Source organism: Kitasatospora sp. NPDC088391 (genome assembly GCF_044753345.1).
GTDB lineage: Bacteria > Actinomycetota > Actinomycetes > Streptomycetales > Streptomycetaceae > Kitasatospora.
Genome location: NZ_JBIVNB010000005.1, coordinates 207,537 through 223,102, shown reverse-complemented (window position 1 = coordinate 223,102; position 15,566 = coordinate 207,537). Strand labels below are relative to the sequence as shown.

Sequence of the window (15,566 nt, the reverse complement as noted above, 5' to 3'; positions counted from 1 at the left end):
GGACCCTCCATGATCTCCCATCGCCGGACGTGCCGGGGCCCGGCCCACCGGTGGGTGGGCCGGGCCGTTCGGTGCGGCGGGCCGTCAGTACGAGGTGGTGACGGACGTCCCGGCGAAGCCCTGCTGGGCGTAGAGGCTGATGTAGTTCCAGCCCGCGGGCGGGTTGTTGACGGTGATCGTCTCGGTGTTGCCCGCGGTGGCGGACTTCGCCGTGTACGAGCCGGTGGTGGCCCAGCCGCCGGACTTGTAGTACAGGTCGGCGTTGCCGGTGCCGCCGGCGGTGGCGATGGTCAGCTTGGCGGTGCCGGCCGGGACGTACAGGTAGAAGTACGCGTAGTTGCCGGTGGTGGCGGCGGCGTTGGAGCGGCGGCAGTTCTGGTCGAGCTGCCGGGTGTCGGCGCCGGTGCACTCGGGGGCGCCGGGGGTGGTCGGGGCACCGCAGTTGCCGGCGTTGCAGGTGGTCAGCCAGGCGTTGAAGTCGGCGTCGTAGCGGGTGCCGATGGTGGTCTTCAGAATGGTGCGGGCACCGTTCCAGTCACCGGCCCGGTACTTGGCGAGCACGGCGTCCATGTCGGCGCGGTGCGACTGGAGCATGTAGCGGACGGCCAGGTAGCCCCAGTTGTAGGTCCGGGTCTGGTCGGTGTTCTGGTAGGTGGTGTCGAACAGCGTGGACAGCGGGTAGGTGTGCAGGCCGGCCTGGGTGATCGCGTCGGTGTACTCGACGTTGCGGTACGAGTAGGAGACGTACTCGGCGAAGCCCTCGACCCACCAGACGGTCGGGGTGACCATGCCGGCGTCGAAGTCGCCGGCCATGTCGAAGCGGCCGTCCAGGTAGTGGGTGTACTCGTGGTTGAGGTTCCAGATCTGGAAGTCCGGGCGGACCCACTCGGCCTCGTAGGCGACGAACCGCGGCTGGTTGCCGACCGCGGACGGGTCGCCCTCCAGGTACATGCCGCCGTTGTCGGTGGACATGTCGTAGATCAGGCCGGCGTAGGTCTGGTAGTCGGTGCTGGAGTGGAAGACCACCACCTCGATGGTGGTGTTGTTGTCGTTCGCGACCGGCCCGTTGTCCTTGACCACGCTGTGGAAGTAGGCGTCCTGGCCCTTGAGGCTGGTGCAGGCGGTGTTCAGCTGGTCGGCGGTCAGCGCCTGGGCGACGATCCGGATCGACGGGCTGCAGGTGTAGTTGACGGTCAGCACGGCGGCCTTCAGCCGGTTGGCCAGGTCGCAGGTGCCGTAGTAGGCGCAGTTGGCCTTGTCGTAGCCGTCGGTCATCTCGGCCAGGCCGACCCAGAGCGCGGAGGTCCGGCCGGTGATCGAGCTCTGGTCGAGCAGGCCCTTCACCATCGGGCGGAGCTTGGCCTGCAGCGCCGGGTACTGGAGGAAGCGGGCCATCTCGCGGCCGGCGTTGGAGACCAGGTAGCCGTTGTCGCCACCGAGCATCGCGTTGTTGCGCGAGGCGAAGGACTGCAGGGCGTCGAGCACGCTCGGGTCGGCCTGCACGGCGGGCGGGAAGTCGCTGTTCTGGTGGCCGCGCCAGAGCACCGTGTAGGTGTTGTTGACGGCGGCGCGCATGTACCAGGACGCGTCGTAGCTGCTGTTGTAGCCGTTCAGCAGGCGCTTGACGACGTTCAGGTAGCGGGCGTTCTCGGCGGCGCTGTCGATCAGGGTGACCGCCTCGGACAGCGTGGCGCCGTTGGCGTCGTTGACGTCCTGCGAGTGCGGCGCGGCGAAGAACGCGTCCAGGCCGCCCTCGATCGCGGACTTCAGGGCGCTGCCGTAGCTGCCGACCACGTCCGGGTTGTACCACTGCACGTAGTAGCCGGCCCGCAGGTAGAGCACGATCTGGGTGGCCGAGGTGGAGTCGTCGCCGGGGTAGTTCGCCGAGACGCTGCGCAGCGCGTTGGCCACGGTGACCATCTGCGACTCGTTGAAGGCCAGCTTGGCGTCGTTGCCCTGGAGCGAGAACAGGCTGTTGACGCAGTCCACGCTCGCCGACTTGATCGCCGTCACCAGGGCGCTGCCGCTCCGGCCGGTGAAGTCGGAGGTGTTGCAGGTCGCGGCGGCGGCCAGGGACTGCGGCCGGGCGGCGGCGGTGGGCTCGCCCGCGGTGGTGACGGGGGGCCGCTTGCTGGCGTCCGCGCGGGCGTCCCGGGCGGAGTCCTTGCGGCGCTCGGCCGCCTCGGTGGAGCGGGGCGCGGACTTCGCCGCGTTCGCCGCCTTCGCGCTCCGGCCGTCCGGCTTGACCGGGTCGGCCGCGGCCCGGGCCCCGGGCGCCAGCGCGCCGAGGAAGCCGAGGGCCAGGCAGAAGGACAGCAACAGGGTGAGCGTGCGCGTCAGGGACGCGAACGGTATCCGGAAGGTTCGCACGTGGGGGCCTCCGGGCCTGGGTGACGCCGTGTTGGGGGGCACGGCGGAGGGTCGGAAGCCGTCGGGTGGGGCCCGACGACCAGGTGACATGTACAATTACACATGTCACCTGGCATCGGGAAGACCTGCGCGTCAGATCAACTGCCGGGCATAACCACCGAGTTGGCCAATCGCCCGGCCAACTCCGGCAGGTCCGCGACGAACCAGAGCTGCCCGCCCCGGTTGCTCTCCCGGACGAAGTCCCGCAGCGCGTCCGAGCGTTCGACGTGCGCCGCGATGTCCCCCACCACCGCCAGCCCGGACCGGTACTGGGCGAACTTCTGCACCACCGCGCCCGCGACACCGCTGCGCAGCCGGAAGAACTCCGCCCCCAGCCGCTCCACCGGCACCGCCACCCAGGACGCCTCCCGGTAGGACGCGTCGCCCAGCAGGTCCAGCGCCTGCCGCTCCCCCGCCACCGGCTCGCCCGCCGCGGGGCACACCAGCACCGTGACCCCGCCCAGCTCCTGAACGTCCATCAGATCCCGCCTCCGGTCAGTTCCTCGATCAGCACCAGCACGTCCCCCACCCGCCGCGGCGGGCCGAGCACCACGAAGCGCAGCGCGCCGCGCTCCTCCTCCCGCACCGCCTGCACCCAGAGCGGGCGCGACCCCCCGGACCGGGCCCCGGCCGCCGCCAGCACCGCCGTCACCAGCCGGTCCGCCCCGGCCCGGTCGACCCCGTCGACCTGCACCACCGCCGAGACCTCCGCCCGCGCCGCCGGCGCCGGGGCGGGCGCCGGGGCGCCGGTCAGCGCCTCGACCTCGGCCCGGGCGATCCGGTACTGCTTCCCGATCCGGACCGCCTTCAGCCTCCCGTCCCGCACGTAGCCGCGGACGGTCTTCACGTGCAGCCCGAGCAGCTCGGCCACGTCCTCGACGGAGTAGAACTCCCGCATTCCTCATCCTTCCCTATCACTCCCCATGGTACGGCAGGAAAAGGAAGTTCTCGTCCATTTACGCCCGGCCCGGGAGGCGCCCGAATAAATCGCTTGCACCGGACGCGCATCCCGCTAAGGTGGTCCACGTCCTCGACGCACGACGCGTGCGGACCTGACGAGAAGTAGAAGGAGGTGTGCCCCGATGGTTGCCGCCACGACGCGGCGCGCCTTCGCCTGCGCGCCACACGCCCTTCCTTCTCGTCTTCGCCCCACCGGCTGACAGCGCCTCACTTCCGCGCCCCGGTGGGCCTCTCCTCAGGAGCCACCGCAGTGCGCGAGCGCTTTGCCGACAACGATTCCTTCTCCCGCATCCGCCCCAAGGGCACGTCGCGCCGCGGCCGCAGGGCCGACCGCTTCGACGATGCGAACGAACCCGATTACCTGTACTTCCCGTCCGCCGAGCCCGACGGCCACGACGCCCACGACGGCTCCGGGGACTTCCTCCCGGACTTCCCCGCCGCCCCGGTGACGGACGGCCCGCCCACCGGCGACCGCTGGTCGACCTGGGACCAGTCCACCCCGACCGAGAAGGGCCCCGAGCCGCGCCCCGACTGGGTCGTCACCGAACTCGCGGCCGTCGACACCGAGTTCGGCATCGTGAAGACCGGCAAGGAGGCGGACGTCTTCCTGCTGGAGCGCGCCGTCCCCGGCACCGGCCGCCGCACCCTGATGGCCGCCAAGCGCTACCGGGACGCCCAGCACCGGATGTTCCACCGCGATTCCGGCTACCTGGAGGGCCGCCAGCACAAGGAGTCCCGGATCAGCCGGGCGATGGCCAAGCGGACGGCCTTCGGCAAGGAGGCGATCGCCGGCCAGTGGGCGGCCGCCGAGTTCAACGCGCTCTGCCGGCTCTGGTCGGCCGGCGTGGCCGTGCCGTACCCGGTGCAGATCACCGGCACCGAGATCCTGATGGAGTTCATCGGCGACGAGGAGGGCACGGCCGCGCCCCGGCTGGCCCAGCTCCGCGCCGAGGAGGCCGATGTCGACGACCTGTGGGCGCAGTTGGCCCGCAGCCTGGCGGTGCTGGCCTTCGACGGCTACGCCCACGGCGACCTCTCGGCGTACAACATCCTGGTCCACCGCGGCCGCCTGGTGATCATCGACGTGCCGCAGATCGTCGACGTGGTGGCCAACCCGCGCGGCCTCTCCTTCCTGGAGCGGGACGTGCGCAACGTCGGCGCCTGGTTCGTCTCCCGCGGCCTCCCGCCGGCCCGGGTCGAGGAGCTGGTCGAGTCCCTGGCGGCCGACGCCCGCCTCCGCCGCTGACGGGGCGGAGACGGCGGCGGCCACCGCCGGGCCGGGCGGGCCGGGCGCTACGAGCCGTGCGGCCACAGGACGAACCGCGGCAGCGCCAGCCGCCGCGGTTCGTCGCCGATCGCGGCGAGCGCCCCGCGGAGCTCGTACAGGTGCGCGACCTTGAGCTCCAGCGGGGCCTCGTGCTCCTGGTGGGTGTAGAAGATCGGGTAGTCGATGCCCGGCTGGGTGGACATCTCGATGTGGCAGCCCAGCACGTGCGTGACGGCCCGCTGTTCGGCGAACTCGATCATCCGGTCGACGCTGCGGACGAAGGCCGGCCAGTCCTCGATGTACAGGCGGCCGGGGTAGACGGTGTCGCCGGTGAGCAGGAAGCCGGTCCACGGGTCGTAGTGGGTGACGGCGGCGGCGTGGTGCCCGGGCGTGGCGATCGCCTCCACCACCCGGCCGCCGAGGTCGACGGTGACCACGGCGTCCGGGTCGGCGTCGAAGCCGTACCAGGGCCAGGCCGACTCCTTGAGGGCCGGCACCAGTTCGGTGCCGGGCCGGTCGGCGAACTGCCCGTCCCCGGCGGTGTGGTCGCCGTGCGAGTGGGTGTGCAGCACCAGCAGCCGGTAGTCCTCCCGCGGGTGGCGCTCCAGCCAGTCGGCGACCAGCGCGTCCACGGTGGCGCGCAGCGGCATGAAGGCGGCCTCGGCGGTGGCGCCGGTGTCGAGCAGCAGCGCGCGCTCGTTGCCGAACAGCAGGTACAGGAAGGGCGCCTCGTAGTTCACGGCCATGTTCTGCCGGAGGATCACGGTGTGCTCGTCGTGGACGAACACCTGGAGGTCGGGGTCGGTGTTGTGCTTCGACGACGGCGAGCCGTGGTTCCACCGGACGTCCAGCGGCCGGATCACGGGCCGGTCGGCGGTGAAGTCGACGGGGGCCGGGTCGACGGGGGTGAAGTCGACCGGAGTGTTCGACACCTGCGGGCTCCTCGGATAGGCGGGGGTGCAACCGGCCGACCGTATGTCAATCATCACTCCGTGCACAGCAGTTGTGTCACACAACAGGTGTTAGGGTCGCTGCGGCCGGTCGGGACGGGGAACCGGGGCCGAACTTCCCCTCCGGCGTTCGAACGGTCAGAATCGCTGCTGACAGGTCGTACAACACGCTCGGGGGACGCGGGACATGTGGGGTCGGGGGACGGTGCTCGGGGGCCGCTACGCGCTCGCCGAACGGCTGGGCAGCGGCGCGATGGGCGAGGTCTGGCGGGCCGACGACCGGGTGCTGGGCCGCCAGGTCGCGGTGAAGATCGTGCTGCCCGCGCTGATGGAGGACGAGCTCTTCGCCGCCCGCTTCCGCCGCGAGGCCACCGTGCTGGCCGCGATGAACCACCGCGGCGTGGTGCACATCCACGACTACGGCGAGGACGACTCCGAGCCGGGCACGACGACCGCCTACATCGTGATGGAGCTGCTCACCGGCCGCCCGCTCGACAAGGCCCGCGACCGCAAGGGCCTGCCGCCGGACCGCGCGCTGGACATCGCCGCCCAGGTCCTGGACGCCCTGCACGCCGCCCACCAGCAGGGCATCGTGCACCGCGACATCAAGCCGTCCAACCTGATGATCGATCAGGACGGCCGGATCACCGTCACCGACTTCGGCATCGCCCGGACCCTCGCCGACACCCGGATCACCACCGCCCACGCGGTCATCGGCACCGCCCTGTACATGGCCCCCGAACGGGCCGAGGGCCGGGACGCCTCCGCCGTCTCCGACCTCTACTCGGTCGGCGTGGTGCTGTACGAACTCCTGGCCGGCAAGCCCCCGTTCACCGGCGGCACGCCGCTCGAAGTGGTGCTCAAGCACGTCCGCGAGCCGGTCCCCGAGCTGCCGGAGGCGGTCCCCGCGCCGGTCCGCGCCGTGGTCGCCCGGGCCCTGGCCAAGCTGCCCGCGGACCGCTACCCGGACGCCGCCGCGATGGCCGCCGCCACCCGCGCCGCGATGTCCACCCCCGCCGGGCTGGGCGCGATCGTCTCGCTCCCCGAGCCCGTCGCCCCCGCCGGGCCCACCGCGCCCGCGCCGCCCGCCCCGGAGAGCCCGACCGTCCCGTCCGGCCGGGCGCCCCGGCCGGACGGCCGCCGACGGCTGGTCACCCTGGTCCTCCCGCTGATCCTGGTCACCGGCGGCGGCGTGACGGCCCATCAGCTCGACCTGCTGCCCTGGCAGCACAAGTCCGCGAACGGGCCCTCCGCCCAGGGCCCCGGCGCGACGGCCGACCCCGGCACCACCGCCCCGGGCACCCCCACCGGCACCGGCCCGGCCGCCACCACCGGCGCGCCCGGCACCGCCCCGCCCGGCACCGAGGCCCCGGCCCCGCCGAACGGCGACCCGGCCGCGAACAACGGCGCGGGCCCGGGCACCGCCCCGGGCACCGGCACCGGCGCGGGCAGCAACCCTGGCACCGGGACCGGCAACGGCTCCAACCCCGGCACCGGCACCGGCTCGAACCCCGGCACGGGCAGCAACACCGGCTCCGCCAACGGCGGTTCGGCCAACGGCGGCAACGCGGGCGGCGGCGGCGGCTCGGCCGGCTCGGGCAGCGGCACCACCCCGACCCAGCCCAAGCCCCCCGGCCCGGCCTCCGGCTGCGGCGGCTCCGGCTGGGGCCGCCTGGTCAACGTCGGCAGCGGCCAAGCCGTCGGGCTCAAGGACAACGCCGTGAGCGCCGGGGTCGCCGTCGTCACCGGCGGCTACACCGCCTACGGCTGGATCAAGGCCACCGACAACTTCGGCCAGACCACCTTCACCGCCTGCAAGGCCGACAGCGGCGTCAGCCTCGGCGCCAACTACGCGGGCAGCCCCAGCTCCACCGAACTGGCCGGCCCCAACTCCTACGGCGACCTGACCGCCTGGTCGCTCGCGGACGCCGGCTCCGGCACCTTCCAGCTGAAGTTCGGCTACGGCCCGCAGAGCTGCCTCACCGACCACGGCGGCGGGCAGCTCACCGTCGACAGCTGCTCCCCCGGCGCCAAGTCCCAGCTGTTCCGCTTCTCCTGACGCCCGCTCAGTGCGGCGGCCCGGTGCTCCACGGCTCCGCGACGCCGACCCGCGGGTCCAGGTCCCAGAGCACGCACTCCTCACCCGGCCGGGCGACGAACTCCCAGGCCACCGCCGTCCGGTGGAGCTGTTCGGCCATCGTCCCGGCCCGGCCGCGCGGGCCCGGGGGCTCCCCGCCCTGCGGGTGGTGGTGCAGGAAGCCGCCGTACGCCTCCCGGCAGAACGCCCGGTAGCGGGCGGTGCAGAGGATCAGCCCGTGCCAGGCCTCGTCCACCGCGTGCGAGGGCATGCCGATCACCTGCCGGTCGAGCATCGCGGCCCCGCAGCAGCTCAGCCACTGCCGCAACCCGGTCTCCACCAGGGCGCGCGGCCGGTACGGGCAGGTCCGGAAGACCGCCTCGGGCAGCTCCAGCGCCGCCACGGCGGCCCGCACCCGGGCGAGCCGCCGCTCGTACCGCCACCGGTTCACCGGCCCGACCCGCCGTCAGCCACCGCCACCGCAACCCCCGCCACAGCCGCCTCCCCCTCCGCCGCAACCGCCGCCGCCGCCGCAGGCAGCGCCGCCGACACCCGCGCCCCCGTCACTGCCGCCGCCCCGACGACCGCTCCGACGGCGCCGCTGGTAGCGCGCGTGTCGCCGCGAGCGGGCGGACTCCCCCGTCATCCGGAGGATCAACCAGACGATTCCGCCGCACATCACCAGGAAAATCAGAAATCCCATGCGAATTCCCCCGTTCGCCTTCCGTGCACCTGCCCTCAGGATTCCCGCCACCGGGGTCGCAGAACCTGGCCGACTCCCTTGCCGGGCAACGGAGTTGTCACAGTTCCGGGGCATACTGCGGGCCATGGCCGAACAGCACTTCGCCGCCTTCGCGGTGGACGCCGCCGCCCTGCTCCGACTGCCCGGCTCCGGCACGGCGCTCCCGGGGGTGCCCGACTCCCCCGCCCTCGCCGAACTGCTCTCCGGGCGGCTGCGCGCCGGGGCCGACTCCCGCTACGCGGGGCTGCTGCCCGCCCTGGCGGGCGCGCTCGGAACACCGCTCGGCGGCGTGACGGTGCCCGGTCGGCACTGGGACGAACTCACCGGACTGTTCCGGCAGTTCGACCTCCCCGCGCTCACCGCGTTCTGGTCCCGCCGCTGGGCCTTCCCGACCCCGGGCGCGGACGACTGGCCGTGGCCGTTCCCGACCCTCGCCGACCGCACCGGCACCGCCGCGCTGCTCGCCGAACTCGCGCGCCTGGACCCGGAGTCGATCCCCGAGCAGGAACTCGACGGCCTGGACGAGGACGACCTCGACGAGGCCGCCTGGTTCCTCACCGAGCACCTGCCGCACTGGGCCGCCGAGGCCCACCGCCTCGGCCTGGACCTGCTGCTGGTCCGCGACGGCGCCCGCTGACGGCCCGCCGGAGGAGCGGCGCCGTCAGGACACCACGTCCTTCGCCGCGAACCCGCGGAACGACAGCGCCAGCAGCACCACGGAGTACGACAGCGACAGCACCACGCCCTGCACCATGCCGCCCCACTCCAACTGCGGCTGCAGGGCGTCCGCCCAGGCGTACTGCCAGTGCGCGGGCAGCCACTCGCGCAGCGAGCCGAGCGCGGTCACCGCGTCCAGCACCCCGGTGATGATCGACACGAAGACCGCGCCGCCGACCGCGCCGAGCGGGGCGTCCGTCGCCGTGGAGAGCCAGAACGCCAGCGCGCCGACCACGATCTCGGCGAGGAAGACGTACAGCACGGCGATCGCCAGCCGGGGCAGCGCCTCGCCCGCGGACAGCGTCGCCCCGGTCGGGAGCTTCAGGTCGCCCCACCCGTACGCGGCGGTGCCGACCAGCAGCCCGACCGCGGGCAGCAGCACCACGGCGGCCGCCGAGAACGCCAGCGCCACGGTGAACTTCCGCGCCAGCAGCCGGGCCCGGGGCACCGGCGCGGCCAGCAGGTAGCGCAGCGAGGACCAGCTCGCCTCGGAGGCGACGCTGTCGCCGCAGAACAGCGCGACCGGGATGACCAGCAGGAAGCCGGTGCCCATGAACAGCAGGGTGGTGGCGAAGTTGACCCCGGACGCGGTGGCCAGCTCGATGAAGGTGGTGCGGTTCTCCCGGCCGGGGGTGCCGCCGATCTGGAAGGCGGCCAGCACCACGAACGGCAGCAGCACGAGCACCGCGCCGATCACCAGGGTGCGGCGGCGGCGCAGTTGCCGCATCGCCTCGACCCGCAGCGGCAGCGTCCGGCCCGGCCGGTAGCCGGGCGCGGCGGTGCCCCGGTCAACAGGCGTCACAGTACTCATGCCGCTCCTTGGATCAGGGACAGGAAGGCGTCCTCCAGCCGTCGCTGCGGCCCGACCCCGGCCACCGGCACGCCCAGGCGCACCAGTTCGGCGGTCAGCCGGCTCGCGGGCAGGCCGTCCAGGCGGACCAGCAGCCCGCCGTCCACGGCCCGCGCCTCGGCCACGCCGTCCAGCGCGGCCAGCTTCTCGGCCACCGCGGCGCCGCCCTGGTAGCCGTCGTCGACGGTCACCATCAGCTGCTCGCCCGCGCCGGTGATCTCCGCGGTCGGCCCGGCCGCCACCAGGCGGCCGCGCTCCATCACCACCAGGTGGGTGCAGGACTGCTCGACCTCGGCGAGCAGGTGACTGGAGACGATGACGGTGCGCCCGGCGGCGGCGTAACGGACCATCACCTCCCGCATCTCGCGGATCTGCGGCGGGTCCAGGCCGTTGGTCGGCTCGTCGAGGATCAGCAGGTCGGGCAGGCCGAGCATGGCCTGCGCGATCGCCAGCCGCTGCCGCATGCCCTGCGAGTAGGTGCGCACGGCGCGCTCCAGCGCCTCGCCGAGGCCGGCGATCTCCAGCGCCTCCGCGAAGTGCGCGTCCTCGACCGGGCGGCCGGTCGCCGCCCAGTACGACTCCAGGTTGGCCCGGCCGGTCAGGTGCGGCAGGAAGCCCGCGCCCTCGACGAACGCGCCGACCCGGGACAGCACCGGCGCGCCGGGGCGGATCGCGTGCCCGAACACCCGGATCCCGCCCTCGTCGGGGCGGATCAGGCCCATCAGCATCCGCAGCGTGGTGGTCTTGCCCGCGCCGTTCGGCCCGAGCAGGCCGAGCACCTGCCCGGCCTCCACCCGGAACGACAGGTCCCGCACCGCGTACCGGTCGGTCGAGCCCTTGTACTTCTTCGCCAGCCCGGTGATCTCCAGCGGCACCCCGGCCAGCGCCGGATCGGGTGCGGGCGCGGTGTCCCGGCGGCGGCGGGCGAACACCAGCAGCGCGCCGATCGCCAGCGCCACCAGCGGCAGCACCCAGGTCCGCCGCGGCAGCGGCGCGGCCTCGGTGTGCAGCTGCTCGACCGTCGGGACGGCCAGCTGCCCGGCCACCGCGACGGTGTACGTGGCGGCCTGCTGCGGGGAGGCGTACGCCAGGTCGGTGCTGGCCAGCACCAGGCGCAGCCGGTGCCCGGCCGCGAACTCGTGGTCGACGGCGGGCAGCGCCACCCGCACGGTGCGGCCGTCCGCGGCGTCCGCGCCGGTCACCCGGAGCGGGGCGACCAGCTGCTGCGGCAGTGACTGCTTGCCGTCGGGGGCGACGTCGTACAGCTTGGCGAACAGCACCGCCTCGGGGGTGTCGGCCTTCACCCGGACCTGGACCTCCGGCGCGCCCGTCAGGTGCAGCGGCCCGTCCAGCGGCCGGGACTCGAAGGAGGCGAACTGGCCGGGGAAGTCGATCGACAGGCCCGCGCCGACCGAGGACAGCTGGGCCAGCGCCCCGATCCCGGGCAGCGTCGAGATGTTCGGCGGCGAGCCGCCGGGCGGGTTCGCGATCCGCTGCTCACGGCCCGTCAGCTCCACCTCGCGCCGCGCGGTGCCGCCCAGCCCGGGGTAGGCGTCGGCGTCCGCGCCGCGCAGCACCGCCTGGAAGCCGGTCGAGTCGACGCCGCCGGTCCTGGTGACCCGGAACGCCGGGCCGGTGTCGTTGCCCGCGCCCTTCAGGTAGTGGTCGAACCAGGCGGTCACCCGGGCGTCGACCCGGGTGCTGGTCTCCTGCCCGCCGTCGTGGCCCGCGCCGAACCAGTCGACCGCCACCGGCGCGCCGTTCGCGGCCACCGCCTTCGCGATCCGGTCGCCCTGGTCGAGCGGGAACAGCGAGTCCTGCTGGCCCTGGACCACCAGCGTCGGCACCTTGATCCGCGCCGCCACCGAGGACGGGCTGGACGCGTCCAGCAGCTGTACGGCCTCCGCGTCCGGCCGGCCGGCGGCCGCGACCCGGTTGTACATCGCGCACAGCTCGTCCCGGAACCGGCCGCAGCCCACCGGGCCCGGCGCCTGCTCCGACGGCGCGCCGGGGGCGCCGAAACCGGCCGAGCCGGTGGTGAAGAAGATCCCGGCCCACAGCTTCTTGAACACCCCGTCGGCGGCCGAACTCCCCTGGGCCGCCTGCGGGAACAGCGCGTCCGCCAGGTTCCACCAGGTGATCTGCGGCGCGATGGCGTCGATCCGCGGGTCGGACCCGGCCGCCAGCAGCGAGACCGCGCCGCCGTACGACGCGCCCGTCACCCCCACCCGGGGGTCGCCCGGGCCGTCCAACTGCACCTCGGGGCGCTGCGCCAGCCAGTCCACCAGCCGCGAGACGTCCGCGACCTCGGCGTCCGGCCGGTCCAGCCCGATCTGCCCCGTCGACTTCCCGAACCCGCGCGCCGACCAGGTCAGCACCGCGTACCCGGACCGCGCCAACTCCTCGGCCCGCGCCCGCAGATCCTCCTTCGACCCGCCGAACCCGTGCGCCAACAGCACCGCCGGCCGCCGCCCGGCCCCGCCGGACGTGAAGAACGAGGTGTCGATCCGGACGCTCCCCGCCCCGTCCGGCATCTCCAGGAACCGGTCCTCCCGCTGCACCCCCGCGGGCTCACCCGCCACCGCGAACGCCCCACCCCCGACCAGCAGCCCCACCGCCACCCCACCGGCCAGCACCGCCCTACGCCGCGTCAACCACCCGCGCCATGCCCCACCGAAGCCCATGCCGAAGATCCTAGCCGTGCGGCAAGTAGGACTCCCGTTAACACCCCACGACACCCCCACACCCCACCGGTCCTCCCGCCACCCCGCTTCCTCCCCCTCCCCTCTCTCCCCTTCTCTCCCTTCCCCCGCCACCCACCTCGCCTCTCTTCCCCTCCCCCTCTCCGCCCCACCTCCCTCCCCTCCCCTTCGCCGCCCCCTCCCTCAGCTCTCTTCCCCTCCCTCCCCTCCCCCCTGCCGTCCCGCCGGACCTCCCGATGCGTTCACGGGTGGGCGGGTGGGCACGAAGTCCCCGATCTCCCGAAGCGTCCACGGGCGAGCGGGTGGGCGCGAAATCCCCGAACCCCCACATACCGCACGCTAAAGTACGAATCCCCCGCCCCCGAGGTGCGTGCCCCGTGCTCTGGCCCTTCCTCAGCCTGCTCGCCGCGATCCTCGCCACCCTGCTGGCCGGCTGGCTGGTCGACCAGGTGCTCCAGCGGGTCGCCGCCGCCCACCCGGACGCCCCGGTCTGGGCGCTGCTGCGCCGCTGCCGCATCCCGCTCCAACTCGTCCTGCTGTCGGCCCTGTTGCTCGCCGCCCGCCCGGTCCGCCGGATCTTCCACGCGGACGACAGCGGCAGCCGCCACGCCGTGCTCCTGCTGCTGATCGGGTCGTTGGGCTGGCTCACCGTCCGGGTGCTGGCCGCCGTGCTGGAGGCGGTGTTCAGCCGCTACGAGACGGTGACCGAGGACGCTTCCCGGGTGCGGCGGGTCCGGACCCAGCTGGGCCTGGTCCGCCGGGTCGGCTCGGCCCTGGTCTGGGTGGTGGCGGGCGGCGCGATGCTGCTGACCTTCGACGCGATGCGGACCGTCGGCGCGAGCCTGCTCGCCTCCGCGGGCATCATCGGCATCGTCGCGGGCATCGCCGCCCAGTCCGCCCTCGGCAATTTCTTCGCGGGCCTGCAGATCGCCTTCAGTGACACCGTCCGGATCGGCGACACCGTCGTCCTGGAGGGCCAGCAGGGCACGGTCGAGGAGATCACCCTGTCCTACCTGGTGCTGCGGCTGTGGGACGACCGCCGCCTGGTGGTCCCGGTCTCGTACTTCGTCGCGAAGCCCTTCGAGAACTGGAGCCGCCGCGACCCGGCCCTGCTGGCCTGGGTGCTGCTGCACCTGGACCACCGCACCCCGGTGGAGGAGCTGCGCGCCGAGCTGAAGCGCTTCCTCGACTCCACCGAGCTGTGGGACGGCCGGGCCTGGTCGCTGGACGCCACCGACACCACCCCGTCCACCCTGGTGCTCCGGGCCGGCATGACGGCCGCCGACCCGGACGCGGCAGCAGCGCTGAAGTTCGCCGTCCGCGAGCACCTGGTGGCCCACCTGAGGGACCGTCACCCGGAGGCGCTGCCCCGGGTGAAGACCGACTGAAGAAGCACCGGCCCGGGCTACAGCACCCGCACCATCGTCCGGTGCGGGATTCCGGCGTCGTCGTACACCGGCCCCTCGGCCGCGTACCCGAGCCGCTCGTAGAAGCCGAGCGCCTGCACCTGGGCGTGCAGTTCGACCTCGCGGGCGCCGCGCCCGCGCCCCAGCTCCTCGACGGCGCGCACCAGCCGGACGCCCAGCCCGGTGCCGCGCGCGGCCTTCACGACGGCGAGCCGGCCGAGCAGCACCCGTCCCTCGACGCCGCCGGTGACCGCCAGCGCCTCGGCGCCGGAGATCAGCCGGGCGGTGCCGAGCGCCGCCCCGTCGGGGCCGACGGCGAGCAGGTGCAGCGAGGTCGCGTCGAGGTCGTCGTACTCCAGTTCCGGCGGCACGTCCTGCTCGACCACGAACACCTCGTGCCGGACGCCGCGCGCCAGCGCCATGTCCGCGTCCCCGTCGACCGCCCGGATCGAGACGTCGGTCATCTCAGCTCTCCGCCGCGATGACGTCCAGCGCGTGCTGCAGGTCCTCGGGGTAGACGGAGCTGAACTCGACCCAGCGCCCGTCCTCGGGGTGCTCGAAGCCCAGCGAGACGGCGTGCAGCCACTGCCGGGTCAGGCCGAGCCGCTTGGCCAGCGTCGGGTCCGCGCCGTAGGTGAGGTCGCCGACGCAGGGGTGGCGCAGCGCCGACATGTGCACCCGGATCTGGTGGGTGCGGCCGGTCTCCAGCTTGATGTCGAGCAGCGAGGCCGCCCGGTACGCCTCGATCAGGTCGTAGTGCGTGACGGAGGGCTTGCCGTCACGGGTGACGGCCCACTTCCAGTCGCTGCTGGGGTGCCGACCGATCGGCGCGTCCACGGTGCCGGACATCGGGTCGGGGTGGCCCTGGACCAGGGCGTTGTACTTCTTCTCGGTGACCCGGTCGTGGAACTGCCGCTTCAGGTCGGTGTAGGCGCGCTCGGACTTGGCGACCACCATGATCCCGGAGGTGCCGACGTCGAGCCGGTGCACCACGCCCTGGCGCTCGGCCGCGCCGGAGGTGGAGATCCGGTAGCCGGCCGCGGCCAGGCCGCCGATCACGGTGGGGCCGGTCCAGCCGGGGCTGGGGTGCGCGGCGACGCCGACCGGCTTGTCGATGACGACGACGTGGTCGTCGTCGTGGATGATCCGCATGCCTTCGACGGCCTCGGCGACGATCTGCACCGGCGCCGCCGGGGCCGGGATCTCGACCTCCAGCCAGGACCCGGCGGTGACCCGGTCCGACTTCCCGGCGACCGCGCCGTCCAGGGTCACCTTGCCCTCGGCGGCGAGTTCGGCGGCCTTGGTGCGGGAGAACCCGAACATCCGGGCCAGGGCGGCGTCCAGCCGCTCGCCCTCCAGGCCGTCGGGTACGGGGAGGCTACGGGTCTGCGCTGCGATACTCACCCACCCGAGTATGCCCGACCCGCGCCCCGCCCCCTGGCCGCAGGCCGTTCACCGGGGCCTCCTAGCATCGGTTCGCACCACA

Annotated in this window: 13 protein-coding genes; 4 read left to right on the top strand and 9 right to left on the bottom strand. The window is 73.7% G+C overall.

From position 1 onward, the window contains the following. Positions 1–84 precede the first annotated feature (84 nt). The 3 genes from ACIQBJ_RS17570 to ACIQBJ_RS17560 all read right to left on the bottom strand — a co-directional run bounded on the left by ACIQBJ_RS17570 (position 85) and on the right by ACIQBJ_RS17560 (position 3,307). Positions 85–2,370, bottom strand: a complete 2,286-nt coding sequence (locus ACIQBJ_RS17570) for a M9 family metallopeptidase (RefSeq protein ID WP_400710373.1) — start codon at positions 2,368–2,370, stop codon at positions 85–87. Between the two features lie 137 nt (positions 2,371–2,507). After that, positions 2,508–2,888, bottom strand: a complete 381-nt coding sequence (locus ACIQBJ_RS17565) for a DUF4180 domain-containing protein (protein ID WP_400710371.1) — start codon at positions 2,886–2,888, stop codon at positions 2,508–2,510. After that, entirely contained in the window at positions 2,888–3,307 is a 420-nt protein-coding gene (locus ACIQBJ_RS17560; protein ID WP_400710368.1) for a helix-turn-helix domain-containing protein, read from the bottom strand. The genes ACIQBJ_RS17565 and ACIQBJ_RS17560 overlap by 1 nt, the downstream gene beginning before the upstream one ends. 312 nt (positions 3,308–3,619) lie before the next feature. On the opposite strand from ACIQBJ_RS17560, the gene ACIQBJ_RS17555 reads away from it, so the two are divergent. Beyond that, positions 3,620–4,615 carry a serine protein kinase RIO gene (locus tag ACIQBJ_RS17555; protein ID WP_400710365.1) on the top strand — a complete coding sequence of 332 codons (996 nt, stop codon included), beginning with the start codon at positions 3,620–3,622 and terminating at the stop codon, positions 4,613–4,615. 47 nt (positions 4,616–4,662) lie between these two features. Here the strand turns inward: ACIQBJ_RS17555 and ACIQBJ_RS17550 are convergent, their stop codons facing one another. Then, positions 4,663–5,568 carry an MBL fold metallo-hydrolase gene (locus tag ACIQBJ_RS17550; protein WP_400710362.1) on the bottom strand — a complete coding sequence of 302 codons (906 nt, stop codon included), beginning with the start codon at positions 5,566–5,568 and terminating at the stop codon, positions 4,663–4,665. 205 nt (positions 5,569–5,773) lie between these two features. On the opposite strand from ACIQBJ_RS17550, the gene ACIQBJ_RS17545 reads away from it, so the two are divergent. Then, positions 5,774–7,645 carry a serine/threonine protein kinase gene (locus ACIQBJ_RS17545; protein WP_400710359.1) on the top strand — a complete coding sequence of 624 codons (1,872 nt, stop codon included), beginning with the start codon at positions 5,774–5,776 and terminating at the stop codon, positions 7,643–7,645. Between the two features lie 7 nt (positions 7,646–7,652). Here the strand turns inward: ACIQBJ_RS17545 and ACIQBJ_RS17540 are convergent, their stop codons facing one another. Then, positions 7,653–8,114, bottom strand: coding sequence for a hypothetical protein (locus tag ACIQBJ_RS17540; protein WP_400710356.1), 462 nt, complete (start codon positions 8,112–8,114; stop codon positions 7,653–7,655). 376 nt (positions 8,115–8,490) lie between these two features. Between ACIQBJ_RS17540 and ACIQBJ_RS17535 the strand changes: the two genes are divergently transcribed. Next, positions 8,491–9,042 (top strand): hypothetical protein, encoded by a 552-nt coding sequence (locus tag ACIQBJ_RS17535; RefSeq protein WP_400710353.1) that lies wholly within the window; start codon positions 8,491–8,493, stop codon positions 9,040–9,042. 24 nt (positions 9,043–9,066) lie between these two features. Here ACIQBJ_RS17535 and ACIQBJ_RS17530 read toward each other — a convergent pair whose 3' ends face one another. Both ACIQBJ_RS17530 and ACIQBJ_RS17525 read right to left on the bottom strand, forming a co-directional pair. Continuing rightward, on the bottom strand, positions 9,067–9,933 hold the full coding sequence (locus tag ACIQBJ_RS17530; RefSeq protein WP_400710350.1) for an ABC transporter permease: 867 nt from the start codon (positions 9,931–9,933) through the stop codon (positions 9,067–9,069). After that, entirely contained in the window at positions 9,930–12,656 is a 2,727-nt protein-coding gene (locus ACIQBJ_RS17525; RefSeq protein ID WP_400710347.1) for an alpha/beta fold hydrolase, read from the bottom strand. Before ACIQBJ_RS17525 ends, ACIQBJ_RS17530 begins: the two co-directional genes overlap by 4 nt. A 395-nt stretch (positions 12,657–13,051) precedes the next feature. Here ACIQBJ_RS17525 and ACIQBJ_RS17520 point away from each other — a divergent pair, with 395 nt between their 5' ends. Then, positions 13,052–14,062, top strand: coding sequence for a mechanosensitive ion channel family protein (locus ACIQBJ_RS17520; protein ID WP_400710344.1), 1,011 nt, complete (start codon positions 13,052–13,054; stop codon positions 14,060–14,062). 17 nt (positions 14,063–14,079) lie between these two features. Here ACIQBJ_RS17520 and ACIQBJ_RS17515 read toward each other — a convergent pair whose 3' ends face one another. Both ACIQBJ_RS17515 and ACIQBJ_RS17510 read right to left on the bottom strand, forming a co-directional pair. Next, positions 14,080–14,544, bottom strand: a complete 465-nt coding sequence (locus ACIQBJ_RS17515; protein ID WP_400710341.1) for a GNAT family N-acetyltransferase — start codon at positions 14,542–14,544, stop codon at positions 14,080–14,082. A 1-nt stretch (position 14,545) separates the two neighbouring features. Then, positions 14,546–15,484: an RluA family pseudouridine synthase gene (locus ACIQBJ_RS17510; RefSeq protein ID WP_400710338.1), complete on the bottom strand. Its 939-nt coding sequence runs from the start codon at positions 15,482–15,484 to the stop codon at positions 14,546–14,548. Positions 15,485–15,566 lie beyond the last annotated feature (82 nt).

Bases quoted from the DNA above. Each gene is read 5' to 3' on its own strand.
- ACIQBJ_RS17565 (WP_400710371.1), bottom strand. From the start codon at position 2,888: ATGGACGTTCAGGAGCTGGGCGGGGTCACGGTGCTGGTGTGCCCCGCG.
- ACIQBJ_RS17560 (WP_400710368.1), bottom strand. From the start codon at position 3,307: ATGCGGGAGTTCTACTCCGTCGAGGACGTGGCCGAGCTGCTCGGGCTG.
- ACIQBJ_RS17545 (WP_400710359.1), top strand. From the start codon at position 5,774: ATGTGGGGTCGGGGGACGGTGCTCGGGGGCCGCTACGCGCTCGCCGAA.
- ACIQBJ_RS17535 (WP_400710353.1), top strand. From the start codon at position 8,491: ATGGCCGAACAGCACTTCGCCGCCTTCGCGGTGGACGCCGCCGCCCTG.
- ACIQBJ_RS17530 (WP_400710350.1), bottom strand. From the start codon at position 9,933: ATGAGTACTGTGACGCCTGTTGACCGGGGCACCGCCGCGCCCGGCTAC.
- ACIQBJ_RS17525 (WP_400710347.1), bottom strand. From the start codon at position 12,656: ATGGGCTTCGGTGGGGCATGGCGCGGGTGGTTGACGCGGCGTAGGGCG.
- ACIQBJ_RS17515 (WP_400710341.1), bottom strand. From the start codon at position 14,544: ATGACCGACGTCTCGATCCGGGCGGTCGACGGGGACGCGGACATGGCG.